Annotated in this window: 11 protein-coding genes; all 11 read right to left on the reverse strand. The window is 71.7% G+C overall.

The window, feature by feature from the left end; all coding sequences use genetic code 11:
• Window positions 1–1,623 (reverse strand): P-loop NTPase family protein, encoded by a 1,623-nt coding sequence (locus tag GA0070608_RS30040; RefSeq protein WP_091633007.1) that lies wholly within the window; start codon window positions 1,621–1,623, stop codon window positions 1–3.
• Window positions 1,616–2,167: an acyltransferase gene (locus GA0070608_RS30045; protein WP_091633010.1), complete on the reverse strand. Its 552-nt coding sequence runs from the start codon at window positions 2,165–2,167 to the stop codon at window positions 1,616–1,618. Before GA0070608_RS30045 ends, GA0070608_RS30040 begins: the two co-directional genes overlap by 8 nt.
• A 95-nt stretch (window positions 2,168–2,262) precedes the next feature.
• Window positions 2,263–4,191, reverse strand: a complete 1,929-nt coding sequence (locus GA0070608_RS30050) for a hypothetical protein (protein ID WP_091636530.1) — start codon at window positions 4,189–4,191, stop codon at window positions 2,263–2,265.
• 221 nt (window positions 4,192–4,412) lie between these two features.
• Complete coding sequence (locus GA0070608_RS34095; RefSeq protein WP_091633013.1) at window positions 4,413–6,113, reverse strand: glycosyl hydrolase; 1,701 nt, start codon at window positions 6,111–6,113, stop codon at window positions 4,413–4,415.
• Window positions 6,114–6,266: 153 nt separating this feature from the next.
• Complete coding sequence (locus GA0070608_RS30060; RefSeq protein ID WP_091633017.1) at window positions 6,267–7,091, reverse strand: shikimate dehydrogenase; 825 nt, start codon at window positions 7,089–7,091, stop codon at window positions 6,267–6,269.
• Entirely contained in the window at window positions 7,091–8,293 is a 1,203-nt protein-coding gene (gene mltG / locus GA0070608_RS30065; protein WP_091633021.1) for an endolytic transglycosylase MltG, read from the reverse strand. The genes GA0070608_RS30060 and mltG overlap by 1 nt, the downstream gene beginning before the upstream one ends.
• Complete coding sequence (gene ruvX, locus GA0070608_RS30070; RefSeq protein WP_091633024.1) at window positions 8,290–8,751, reverse strand: Holliday junction resolvase RuvX; 462 nt, start codon at window positions 8,749–8,751, stop codon at window positions 8,290–8,292. Before ruvX ends, mltG begins: the two co-directional genes overlap by 4 nt.
• Window positions 8,752–8,824: 73 nt before the next feature.
• Window positions 8,825–11,503 carry an alanine--tRNA ligase gene (gene alaS / locus GA0070608_RS30075; protein WP_091633028.1) on the reverse strand — a complete coding sequence of 893 codons (2,679 nt, stop codon included), beginning with the start codon at window positions 11,501–11,503 and terminating at the stop codon, window positions 8,825–8,827.
• Window positions 11,500–11,805, reverse strand: coding sequence for a hypothetical protein (locus tag GA0070608_RS30080; RefSeq protein WP_091633032.1), 306 nt, complete (start codon window positions 11,803–11,805; stop codon window positions 11,500–11,502). Before GA0070608_RS30080 ends, alaS begins: the two co-directional genes overlap by 4 nt.
• Before the next feature lie 26 nt (window positions 11,806–11,831).
• On the reverse strand, window positions 11,832–12,293 hold the full coding sequence (locus tag GA0070608_RS30085; RefSeq protein WP_089000990.1) for a DUF948 domain-containing protein: 462 nt from the start codon (window positions 12,291–12,293) through the stop codon (window positions 11,832–11,834).
• A gap of 151 nt (window positions 12,294–12,444) precedes the next feature.
• Window positions 12,445–13,068, reverse strand: coding sequence for a hypothetical protein (locus GA0070608_RS30090; RefSeq protein WP_091636534.1), 624 nt, complete (start codon window positions 13,066–13,068; stop codon window positions 12,445–12,447).
• Window positions 13,069–13,152: the final 84 nt, after the last annotated feature.

The following is a 13,152-nucleotide window of genomic DNA, read 5'->3' on the forward strand; positions in this document are numbered from 1 at the left end:
TCAGCCCCGGCCGCTGTGGGTCAGTACGAAGCCGAGCGGGGTGACCCCGGCGGCACGCAGCCGCTCCACGAGCCGGCGCAGGTCGCCCTGCCGGGTCCGGTCCTGCTCGACCACCACGACCGCGGTGCCCTGCCGAGCGACGGCGACCCCGCGTTCGTCGGATTCGGCCGGCGGGGCGTTGAACAGCACCAGGCTGTGGTCGGCGCCCTGCCGCCAGGTGCCGAACCGGACGCTGCCCGCGCCCACGTTCACCGGGTCGGTGCTCGCCACCTTCCCGTTTGCGCCGGCCGCCATCGAGGTGACCCGGGGCAGGGTCAGCGTGGCGTCCGGGTCGGTGGACGGGCGGGCGCCGATCGGGTGCGGGGACGGGCGGCGGACCGCCGCCGACTCCGGCGTACCTGCGCCCTTGCCGTCCACCGGCGAGCCGGCCGGACGGGGCTTCGGGAGGGCCGGGCGGGACGGGTCCGCCGCGGCGGGCAGCCGTTCCCGGTCGGCGAGCACGGTGGTGCGCAACCGGTCGGCCCGGCCACTGTCGTCGGCGACGAAGACCTCCCGGCCGACGGCCGCCAGGGCCACTGCCAGCCCGGCGGTGATGGCCGTGGGGTCCTCCTCCCGGGCGGTCAGCAGGGACACCCGGGCGGGTTGGCGTACCCGCTCGGCGATGGCCATCGCCACGTACCGGATGTCGGCGTCGACCGCCTCCCGGCCACCGCGCCACCGGCGGCTGCGGACCGTGCCGAGCAGCGCCAGCCCGGTGGCGTCGCGACCGTCGTCGACCGACCGGATCCGCCGGTCCATCGACTCCCAGGCGTACGCCAGCACCACGCCGAGCAGCATCCCGCCGAGCAGGCCGGCGAGCAGGTAGAGCGGGCGGTTGCCGGCCGAGGAGGCCAGGGCCCGCTCGGCGGTCTGGGTGACCCAGCCGGGGTTGACGTCGACCGCGGCGATCTCGGTCCGCGCGGCGTTGAGCTGGGTGAGCTGGTTGTTGATTCCGGTGAGCTCGGTCACCGCGGCGTCGACGGTGCCCGCCCGGGCGTTGTTGACCCGCTTCTGGAGGGCGGCCTGCTGGGCGGCGACCTTGGCGATGCTCTCGTCGTACGAGCGCAGCATCTCCTCGCGCTGCTTCTCGTACATCGCCCGCCGCACGTCGATGTACGCCTGGGCGGCGAGGTTGACGCCGTCGACCGCCTGCTCGGCGGTGGGGGCCTGGTAGACGAAGCGCAGGATCTGCCCGCCCGTGGGCACCTCGACCTCCAGGGCGTCGCGCACCGCGCGCGGGTCCAGCCCGCCCGAGTCGGCCAGCCGCTGCACCACGTCGGTGCCCGTGGCGATGCCGCTCTCCACGTTCATGTTCACCGCCCGGTCGGCGTTGGCGCCGCTGGGCGTGAACGCGTCGGTGACGACGGGACGGACGGCCACGACCGCGCTGGCGGTCACGGCGGTGGGGACGAGCACCACGTAGCCCACCGCGGCGAGCAGGCCGACCGCGGCGACGGCTCCGACCAGCCGGATCCGGTGCAGCGGGACGCGGAGCAGGTCGGTCAGCGTGACGGTGCGGCCCGGTGTGCCGCCACCACCGACGGGGGTGTCCGTGGGCCAGGAACCGGGGGAAGCATCAGTCATGGAACTTCTTCACCGTCTGTTGTGGATTTCCGGCGACCACGACCCGCGGCGGCACGTCCGTACGGACCACCGTGGCGGCGCCCACGACACTGTCCCGGCCGATCCGCACGCCCTTCAGCACCAGGGCGTGCGCCCCGATCCACACGTTGTCCTCGACCGTGATCGGGGCGCGGGTCGCCGGGACGGGCGGGTCGTGCCGCTGTTCGGGTGGCAGGTTGTGGAAGTCGTTGTCCAGCAGCTCGCAGTCCGAGAGCAGGCACCGGTCGCCGATCGTGACCGACGTCCAGGTGCCGATCCAGGTGGCGTTCAACAGGCAGTCGGCGCCGACCCGCACCTCGCCGGGGCCGGCGAAGCGGACCAGCTTGTTGATCCGGGTGCCGTCGCCGATGCTCACCCGTACGCCCCGGCGCAGCCGGATCCGGCCGCGGATCTCCACGCCCCGACCCAGCGTCAGCCGGGGATAGCGCAGCGTGTACCAGCCGCGCTTGACCGCGAAGACGACCCGCACCACGAGCCCCCTGCGGTTGCCACCCGCGCCGACCAACGCCCCTCCCCCACGTCGTGCGGGCCGGCGACGGCTGATCCGTCGCCGGCCCAATGTGAACAATCTACCGATGTTCCGTTACGAACAGTCGACCGTCACTGCACGGAGAAGAAGGTCGACGGCGTTGACCACGTCACGCCGGCGGTCGCCGGGACCACCGTCGCCGTCGTTCCGTTGACCGCCGGGGCGACCGTCGGGTCGAACGGCACGCTGCGCAGCGTTCCGTCGGTGGCACCGTACACGACCCGGCCGCCGACCCAGGCCATGCCCCGCACGGTCGACCAGGTCACCCCGGTGGTGGGCAGGGTGAACTCGGTGGCGCCGAGGTAGTTGCCGTCGATCTCGAAGTACCGGTAATAGAGGCCGCTGGCGCCCGTACGGGTGTAGTAGAGGCGGCCGTCGAGGTAGAAGGCGCCGGTCATCACCGCGGGGTTGAACCAGTCGTTGTAGCCGGACGCCTCCCACGGCGCGCCGATCGCGCCGCCGTTGAACAGCGAGATGTCGATCCGGCTGCCGGTCGGGGTGCCGGCGACGGTGTGCGACCAGTAGATCCGGTCGCCCACCCGCCAGGTCGCGCCGGCCGCCGTGTAGTTGGGCTGGCTGACCGTGGCCGGGGTGCCCAGGCTGGTGCCGTCGAACGGAACCTTGGCCAGTTCCCCGGCGCCGGTGCCGACGTAGAGGTTGCCGGTGGTCTCGGTCGGCGGGTTCTTCGGGGTGATGGTGCGCCCGCCGGCCAGCGGGAACATCCCGAGCCGGCCGTGGTACTCGTTGCCCATGCCGTCGGAGTTGTGGCCGAAGTAGAGGCCGTCGGTGCCGCGCCAGAGCACCGGCACCGAGGAGCCCCAGTTGCTGGTGCCGGCCGGCATCGACGCGCTGCCGCTGCGGCGGGGGTTCCAGTTCACCGGCATGCCGGTGGCGGGGGTGACCGCGGCGATGCCGAGCCGGTCGACCGCGCCGTTGCCGGCGTTGTCGCTGGCGTTGGGGTTGTTCACCCAGCGGAAGTGCCCGCCGAGGTAGATGACGTTGTCGGCGACCTCGACGGAGGTGATGGTGTCGTTGCCGGTGTAGTCGACCCAGGTGCCGAGCTGCCCGGACCCCTGGGCGGCGGTCTCGAAACGCACCAGCGCGTCGCAGTACGCGGCCGGCCAGCCGGAGCCGCCGTTGGTGCCGACGACGAACCAACTGCTGTCGGCGCCGAACTTGACGTCCTGCACGTAGTGCACGAAGGTCGCCGGCGCCGCGCACGGCGGGACGAACTTCTCCGTGCTCCAGTCCCGCACGGTCGGGGTGCCCGAGAGGTCGACCAGCGCCATCTGGTTGCGCGGCAGGTCGTTGACGAACTTGAAGTTGCCGCCGACCACCAGGGTGTTGCCGTCCGGGGAGACGTCGATGGTCCAGACGTACGAGGTGGTCTCGTGCCGCCCGACGGTGGCGTTCACGTCGAAGGTCGGGTCGATCGCGCCGGTCGTGGCGTTGAGCCGGCCGAGGCCGGCGTGCGCGGTGCCGTTGAGCCAGTTGAACGCACCGGCCACGTAGAGCCAGTTGCCGTGCAGCGCCAGGTCACGGACGGTGCCACCGTCGGAGCGGCCGACCCAGCTGTCGACGATCTCGCCCGTGGCGGGGTTGAGCGCCACCAGGTTCTTACGGGAGACGCCGTTGACGTTCTTGAAGGTGCCACCGACGATCAGCGTGCCGCCGGGCCCGGCGACCAACGTGTTGACCGCGCCGTCCAACACCGGCAGGAAGCTGGTCGAGATCGTGCCGGTGGCCCGGTCGTACGCGAAGAGGTAACGCTGGGTGGTCCAGGCCGCGCTGGCGGTCTGCCTGATCTGGGTGAAGCTGCCACCCACGTACACCGTGGAGCCGACCTGCGCGAAGGCGCGGGTCTCGCCGTCCCGGGCGTGCGGTGTGGCGTCGGCCGGGTTGGCCGAGACCAGGGTCGCCGTTTCGGGAGCCGGCACCACGGCGGCGGAGGTCCCGGTGGGGACGGCCAGCACGACGGCGGCGGTCACGACTGCGACCACCGCCGCCCGGGTACGGAGTCCGGCGAATCGCCGAGAGAGCGGGATTTCGGGCACGCTACGCCTCCATGTCGGGAGAGAACCCGCGTAGCGTGCCTGCTCGACCCCGGCTGGCGATATCCGCCGATTGGGCGGTCAGTGCATCGGCAACATGACACCGCACACAGGGAGTCAGATGTCCGACTCACCCCCATCACGTTGCGTCGAATTGTGAACGCACGGTGTCAGCGGGCGCCCCCGGTGGGCTGCCGGAGATAGCTGTCGCGCCCGGCGCGGGCGAACCCCGCCACCGACGAGGCGTCGTGGTTCATGGTCATGTCGCAGGTGTTCGACCGGCGGGTCATCCCCGGGGAGTTGAAGTAGATCGCCGCCTTGATCTTCGGGTGCGCCTTCAGCGCCGCCGGGAACTCCTCGAACCAGCGCCGCTTCGCGTCCGGGTCGGCCGTGTCGAAGTTGGTGCCGAACTCCGCGAGCATCCGTGGCTTGCCGACCCCGACGCGGTGCTCGTCCAGCCACCGGTAGAAGCCGCCGATGGTGGTGGCCGGGCTCTTCCAGACCTTGCTGCCGTTGCAGACGTGGAAGTTGTACGGGTCGTAGCCCACCCAGTCGACGTACCGGTCGCCGGGATAGAGGGCGGTGTAGCGGTTGTAGTGACCGGACCAGCCCATCATCGTCCAGACCCAGACCGCGTTCTTCGCGCCGGCCGCGGCGAACCGGTCGTGCACGTACCGCCAGGCGCGGACGAAGTCGGCGTCACTGCCCTTGGCCGGTTCGTCCTCCGGCTCGTGGTCGAAGCCCATGAACACCGGCACGCCGGTGTCGCGGATCCGGCCGGCGACCGCGTCGATGGTGGCGTCGTACCGGCCGCTGTAGACGTCCTGCCAGGTCAGCACGGTGCCGGAGGAGAAGATCCGTGACTCCCAGGCGAAGAACATCAGTCGCCCCTCACGCATCTGCTGTTGCTGGTAGGCGTCGGGGAAGGCGCCGTTGCTGCCGGCGTTGGAGAAGTCGTGGTAACGGTGCACGACGTCGAACTTCCGCCCGACCTGCGCCTCCACCTCGGCGACCGCGGCGCCGTGGTCCCACCCGTCGCCGGCACCGGCCGGGGAGTACATCCCCCACCAGGCGCCGCACGAGGGCACGAGCCGGCTCGACACGTCGCCGCACCGGTCCGTCCCGCCCGAAGGGCTCGCCGTCGGGCTCGGGGAGGTGCGGGTGGGGCTGGCGCTGGGCGTCGGCCTCGGCGCGGGGCTCGGCGCGACCGTCCGGCTCGGCGACGGCGCGGCGCTGGTCACCACCGGCGTCGGCCGGGCGTCGACGTCGTAGCTGATCTCCAGGCGCGGACGCAGGTCAGGGTTGCGGTTCTCCGTCGCCGCCCAGTAGATCCTGGTCTCCAGGCCCGTCTGTGCCAGCGAGACCGTCCAGGTGCCGTTGCCCTTCACCAGGGCCGAGACGTCCCACTCGTTGAAGCCCGGCGCCACACCGGAGACGGTGTCCAGCACCGCCCCAGGCAGGGCCGGCGTCGGCCGCGCCGCGCGGGCGTCCAGCGGGGAGGCGTGCGCGGTCACCGTCGCCGGGAACTTCTGCCACGCGTGCACCCGCAGCGTGGCCCGCACGTTGACCGCCGTCGCCGGCAGGGTGGTCACGGCGAACTGGACGACCGCCTCCCGGTTGCCCCGGGGGTTGCCGTCGCAGCGGACCGCACAGGTCGCCAGCGTCGTCTTCGCGCCATTGTCCCCGTCCTGCGACACCATGGTCGCCGTGGTGTCTGCGGTCGCCCGGATCGACAGTTCGTCGGCGGCCAGCAGCGGCATCGTGGTGGCCACGATGCCGGCCACGACCGTGGCGCCGGCCACGCCGAGGACGACGGCCTTGCGCCGTGGGCCGGGGTGCCGGGTGAGGCGGTGCAGTCCGTGCCTGCTCAAGGAGTACTCCCTGTGTGTCGGGCGGTGACGGTCAGCAGCGTAACCACGGCCACGGCGTGACGTGGGGAGGACAGCCGGACCTAAGCGCGTCTTAACCGTCGCCTAAGGATGCCCTGGCGGACCACAGGGGACACTCCCGTCCCATGTCGGCGGTCAGGTGGCGCGGGCGGCGGCCAGTGCGGCGGCCATCGCGGCCCGGGGCGCGGCGACGCCGGTGAAGTGCTCGAACTGGCCCACCGCCTGGGCCAGGAGCAGGTCGAGCCCGGAGACGATCCGGCAGCCGGCGGCCTCGGCCGACGCCGCCAACGGCGTCGGCCACGGGTCGTAGAGCGCGTCGAAGACCACCGAGCCGGGCCGCCAGGCGGCCGTCACGGCGAGCGGGTCGGCGCCCCCCTTCGGCACGGTCGAGATCACCACGTCGGCGTCGAGGTGAGCGGCCGCGTCGTCCCACGCCGCCGCGCGCATCGGCACGTCGACCGCACGTGCCACCGGGCGGATGTCCTCGGTTGCGGCCATCCGACGAGCCACCACGGTCACCTCCCGGGCGTCCAGCCGGCCCGCCGCAGCCACCGCCGCGCGCGCCGTGCCACCCGCGCCCAGCACGGTCACCGTCGCACCGGGCCGTACCCCGGCGTCGGTGAGCACCTCGACCATGCCGACGACGTCGGTGTTGTCGGCGTACCAGGAGCCGTCCGGCCGGCGTACCAGCGTGTTGGCGGCACCGACGGCGGCGGCGACCGGCGAGACCTCGGCGGCCACCGCGAGCGCCGCTTCCTTGCCCGGCATCGTCACCGACAGCCCGGCCCACTCCGGGCCCAGGCCGGCGACCAGGGCCGGCAGCTCCGCCGCCGCGCACTCGATCCGGGTGTACGACCACCCGGTCAACCCCGCCGCCGCGTAGCCGGCGTTGTGGATCACCGGGGAGAGGGAGTGCGCGATCGGCTTGCCGAGCACCCCCGCCCGCCGTGCGGTCGTCATCAGATGACCCCGGCCTCCCTGGCCTTGACCTTGTTCCGCTCATGCTGCTCGACCGTCTCGGCGAACTCGGAGTGCCCCTCCTTGTCGATCGCCACGAAGAAGAGCCACTTGCCGGGCGGCGGGTCCATCGCGCCCTCCATGGCCTGCTTGCCCGGGTTGTTGATCGGAGTAGGGATCATGCCCCGCAGCTTGCGGCTGTACGGGTTCTTGGTGTCGAGCAGCTCTTTCTCGGTCATATCGGCGGAGGTCTTGGTGTCCTTGCCGATGAGCTCCAGGTAGTAGTTGACCGTGACGTCCATCTCCAGGCAGTTGCACGGGAACTCGCCGTACGCCCGGTTGTAGGCGACCCGGGCGACCTTGCCCAGGTCCTCCTTGTTGCCGGCCTCGGCCTGGGCCAGCGACGCGACGATCAGCGCCTCGTACGGGCTGATGCCGCCGCGCTCCTTCTGGACCCGGTCGGCGAACTGCATCGCACCAGCCACGGTGAGGAAGTTCTCGACCATCTGCTCGATGATGGTCTCTGCGGTCGCCTTCGGCGGGATCTCGTAGGTGTCCGGGTAGAGGAAGCCCTCGATCGCCGGCTTGACCTTCTTGCCGTCGGTGCGCTTGAACCACCAGTCCGGCACGCCCCGGGCGATCGGGTCCTTCGCCGCCGCCTCGAAGTCCTTCACCGGGATCTTGGTCTCCTTGGAGAGCAACTGGTAGACGTTCTTCGCCGTCCGGCCCTCCGGGATGGTGACCCCGTTGACGATCCGGTTCTTCAGGTCGAGCATCGCGGTGACCGCGCTCTCGCCGCTCATCTGCTTGCGAAGCTTGTAGGTGCCCGGCTGGATGTTCTTGCTGCGGGCGTTCGCCTCGGCGGCCTCGATGAAAGCCTTGGTGCTCTTCACCACGTCGGCGGCGACCAGCGCGTTGCCCATGTCGGCGATCAGCGCGCCCTGCTTGATCTCGACCGACACCTCGCCGGTGCCGGCGCCGTCGTAGTCGGGGGTGACGAAGTAGCCCTGGATCCGGTCGAAGCCGTAGAAGGCGCCACCACCGATCCCGCCCAGCAGGGCCAGGGTGAGCAGCAGAGCCAGGACCGTCCTGCCCCGCCCGCCACCGCCGGAGCCGCCCTTGCGCTTACGCACGGCGCCGCGCCGGTGCTTGCCCTTCTCTCCCCGGTCCTGCTCGTCGAACCCGAGGTCCAGATCGTCGATCATCGCGTCCGCCTCCGCTGCGTTTCCAGCCAGCTCTGCAGAATCTCCACCGCGGCGGCCTGGTCGACCACCGCCCGTTGCCGTTTCCCCCGGACACCACGCTCGGCAAGCCTACGAGACGCCACCACCGTAGACATCCTCTCGTCGGTGAGCGCCACCGGAACGGGCGCTATTACCGCGGCCAGTCGGTCAGCGTACGCCTTCACGTGTACGGCCGCGGGGCCGTGCTTGCCGGCGAGATTGACCGGAAGGCCGACGACGACCTCCACCGCCTCGTGCTCGGCCACCAGCGCCTTGAGCGCGGCCATGTCGGCCGGCACCGCGTCCGGCGCCGCGCCGAGGTCGCGGGAGAGGGTCACCAGCGGGGTGGCCAACACGCCGTGCGGGTCCGAGCGGGAGACCCCCACCCGGACCTGCCCGACATCCACCCCGAGCCGGACACCCCGGGACAACTCGTTCACGCGCGGGAACTCCCCCTGTAATGGCCAACCAGGGCGGACCGTGCGGGTCCGCCCTGGTCGCTACGGTCACGCATCACGCCTCGGCGATCGCCTTCTCGACTGTGAGGAGCAGCTTCGGCGCCTCCGCGGCGGGCAGGCCGCCGCCCTGGGCAAGGTCGGGACTGCCCCCGCCGCGCCCGGAGAAGGCCGCCTTGACCAGGTCCGACGCGGCCAGGCCCCGGCTACGGGCGGCCGGGTTCACCGCGACGACCAGCGATGCCTTGCCGTTGGCCCGGGCCGCCACCGCGACGACCGCCGGCCGCGCCGGGTCGATCCTGCCGCGGATCTCCTGGGCGAGGGTCCGTACGTCGTTGCCGGCCGCGCCCTCCGGCGCCTCGGTGCCCACGTACGCGACCCCGTGCACGTCCTTGGCCTGCGCGGCGAGCGCCGCCGCGCCGCCGAGCACCAACTGGGCCCGCAGCTTCTCCAACTCCTTCTCGGCGTCGCGCAGCTGCGTCACGGTCTGCTCGACCCGGTCGGCGACCTGGTCGTTGGGCACCCGGTACAGCTCGGCGAGGCGGGACACCAGCAGGTGCTCGCGGGCCAGGAAGTTGAAGGCGTCCATGCCGACCAGGGCCTCGACCCGGCGCACCCCGGAGCCGATCGACGACTCGTTGAGGATCTTCACCAGGCCGAGCTGGCCGGAGCGGGCGACGTGGGTGCCGCCGCACAGCTCGCGGGCGTAGTCGCCGACCTCGACGACCCGCACCTCCTCGCCGTACTTCTCGCCGAACAGCGCCATCGCGCCGATCCGCCGCGCCTCCTCCAGCGAGGTGATGAAGGCGTGCACCTCCAGGTCGGCGAGGAGCACCTCGTTGACCTGCTGCTCGACGTCGCGCAGCACGCTCGGCGCCACCCCGGTCGGGGTGTTGAAGTCGAACCGCAGCCGGCCCGGGGCGTTCAGCGAACCGGCCTGGGTGGCGGACTCGCCGAGGAAGTTGCGCATCGTCTGGTGCACCAGGTGGGTCGCGGTGTGCGACCGGGAGATGGCCCGCCGGCGGGTGGTGTCGATCTCGGCGTAGCCGGTCTCGCCGGCCCGCACCTCGCCCCGGAGCACCCGGGCGCGGTGCACGATCAGGCCGGGCACCGGCTGCTGCACGTCGAGCACCTCGACCTGGCCACCGCCCACCGTGATCATGCCGAGGTCGGGCTGCTGCCCGCCGCCCTCGGCATAGAACGGGGTGGCGTCGAGCACCAGCTCGACCATGTCGCCCTCGACCGCCGCCTCGCGGGGGCCGTCGACGCCGAGCACCGCCCGCACCGTCGACTCCCGGGACACCTCGCCGTACCCGGTGAACCGCACCGGCCCGCCCGAGTCGAGCACCGACCGGTACGCCGACAGGTCGGTGTGCCCGGTCTTGCGCGCCTGCGCGTCGGCCTTGGCCCGGGAACGCTGGTCGGCCATCAGCCGGCGGAAGCCCTCCGCGTCGACCTTGAGGCCCTGCTCGGCGGCGATCTCCAGGGTCAGGTCGATCGGGAAGCCGTACGTGTCGTGCAGCTGGAACGCCTTCTCACCGGAGAGCGCCGGCTTGCCGGCGGTGCGGGTCTCGGCGATCGCCGTGTCCAGGATCGTGGTGCCGGCCCGCAGGGTGGACAGGAAGGCGTCCTCCTCCGCGTACGCGTACTGCGAGATCCGGTCGAAGTCGGCGGCCAGCTCCGGGTACGACGGGGACATGCAGTCCCGGGCCACCGGCAGCAGCTCCGGCAGCGCCCGATCCTGCCAACCGAGCAGCCGCACCGACCGGATCGCCCGGCGCATGATCCGGCGCAGCACGTAGCCACGCCCCTCGTTGCTCGGGGTGACCCCGTCGCCGATCAGCATGAGCGCCGTACGCACGTGGTCGGCGATCACCCGCAGCCGGACGTCGTCCGGGTGCGACTCGCTGGCGACCTGCCCGGAGTGGGCGCCGTAGCGCTTGCCGGTCAGCTCGGCGGCCCGGTCGAGGATCGGCCGGACCTCGTCGATCTCGTAGAGGTTGTCGACGCCCTGGAGGATCGACGCCATCCGCTCCAGGCCCATACCGGTGTCGATGTTCTTCGCCGGCAGGTCACCGAGGATCGGGTAGTCCTCCTTGCTGGTGCCCGGACCCCGCTCGAACTGCATGAAGACGAGGTTCCAGAACTCCATGTAGCGGTCCTCGTCGACCGCCGGGCCGCCCTCGCGGCCGTACTCCGGACCCCGGTCGTAGAACAGCTCGGAGCACGGACCGCACGGCCCGGGGATGCCCATGGACCAGAAGTTGTCCGCCTTGCCCCGGCGGACGATCCGCTCCGCCGGCACGCCCACCGAGCGCCAGATCTCGTACGCCTCGTCGTCGTCGAGGTAAACCGTCGGCCAGACCCGCTCCGGGTCCAGCCCGTAGCCACCCTCCGCGACCGACTTGGTGACCAGGTCCCAGGCGAGCGGGATCGCCCCGTCCTTGAAGTAGTCACCGAAGGAGAAGTTGCCGTTCATCTGGAAGAACGTGCCGTGCCGGCTGGTCTTGCCGACCTCGTCGATGTCGGGCGTGCGGATGCACTTCTGGACGCTGACCGCCCGCCGGTACGGCGGGGTCTGCTGCCCCAGGAAGTAGGGGACGAACTGCACCATGCCGGCGTTGACGAACAACAGGTTCGGATCGCTGATGGCGGGCAGCGGAGCGGACGGCACCACGGCGTGCCCGTTCGCCTCGAAGTGGGCGAGGTACCGCCGCTTGATCTCCGCCGTCTTCATCGCTGGTGTTCCTCCGGAAAGATCTCTCGGTCGCCGATGCGCGGGTCCTCGCGCAGCTCGGCGAACTGGTCGTCGAACGCCTCGCCCTGGGCGAACGCCTCGTGGATCTCCTGCTCGCGCTCGGCCATCGCGACCCGGACGTCCTCCACGAAGCTACGCAGCGACTCCGCCAGCCCGCCAGCGGATTCGGTCAACGTGCTGGCGACGCCGGCCGGGGTGTACGCCTGCGCGGTGCGGGTGGCCTTGCGGACCACCACCACGCCGACGGCCAGCCCGATGCCGAGCCAGAACAATCGCCTCATTCCGAGCTCCTCCTGGTCGTACCGGGTCAGCGGTTGCCGCGCTTGGCGGCCCGCCGCTGCTGCTTGATGGTGTCGCGCACCTCACGCTCGGTCTCGGCGTGCCGGCGGGCCGAGGCGGCCTTGCGGACGCCGTAGCCGAAGGCGGCCACCTTGACCAACGGGTTGGCGGCGGCGGCGGAGACGACGGTCGCCAGGTTCGCGACGTTGGCGGTGACGTTCTGCGCGTGGCTGGTCATGGTGTCGACCTTTGCGAGCTGGAGGTTGACCCCGTCCAGGGAGGTCTGCACCTGCTCCAGGGCGGTGTTGACGTTCTTCACCGTGGTGTTCACGTCACCGAGCAGCGGCGCGGTCCGGTCGTTGAGGTCGTTGATCATCCGGGTGGTGGCGTCCACGGTGTGCCGCAGCCGCAGAATGGGCAGCGTCAGGATCAGCACCAGCATCGCGAACGCGATCGCCGCGATCAGCGCCGCGACCTCGAAAAAGCCCACGCCTGTCCTCCTCAAGCAGAGTTCCGGGAACCCTACGTCCCCGGAACGCGCGATCGTCCTACCCACACCGCCGCTCGGCGACCCGCGAATAGCTGGCGAGGGCTGACGGATCCGCCAGCCCCAGACCCTACCGTCCGTGATGGAAACCGGCTCAGGACGGTGAGGGTGTCGGTGTCGCGAGCGGATCCTCGCTGATCGTCGGGAAGGGATCCTCGCCGGTGAGTGACGGATCGGTGCTGGGCTGGGGCCGGGTCCGCTCGTCGTCGATCGCGTTGCGAACCTTCACCGACACCAACGAGCCGGAGCACTGCTCCGCGGCGGTCGCCGGGTCGGGCGACGGCACCACGGCCGGCTCACCGTCCACGGGCGGCGGCACACACGCGGGCTCGCGTACCCAGAGGTCGAGGGTCAGCTCGTCCCGGCGCCAGCACGTGTAGCTTCCCTTCGCCGGTTGCTCGGGGCAGCGGGTCACCTTCCACGGCCGCCATCCGTTGCCGGTCAGCGCCCGTTCGTAGACCTGTGCCGTCTCCTCCGGCGACCGCTCGGACGTGGCCGTGCGTTCGCGCAGCCGGCAGTCGAGCAGACACCACCGGCTGCCGCTGACGTCGTCGACGGGCTGCACCGCCGCCCAGCCCGGCACGTCCAGCTCGTCGAGGGTGTCGAAGACCGGATCGTGGCTGAGCGTACGAATGCCGAAGTAGAGCGGGATCGCGCCGAGCAGCACCACGCTGACCAGGGCGAGAATGCCCATCCGCAGCCGCCGCCGCTCGCGCATCTGGCGGCGCAGCTCGGACCGCGCGCCACGCAGCCCGCCAGGGCCGGGCTCGTCGTCGTCCGGTGACTCCGGCTCCGCGGGCCG

Origin of the sequence: Micromonospora peucetia (assembly GCF_900091625.1) — a bacterium.
GTDB lineage: Bacteria > Actinomycetota > Actinomycetes > Mycobacteriales > Micromonosporaceae > Micromonospora > Micromonospora peucetia.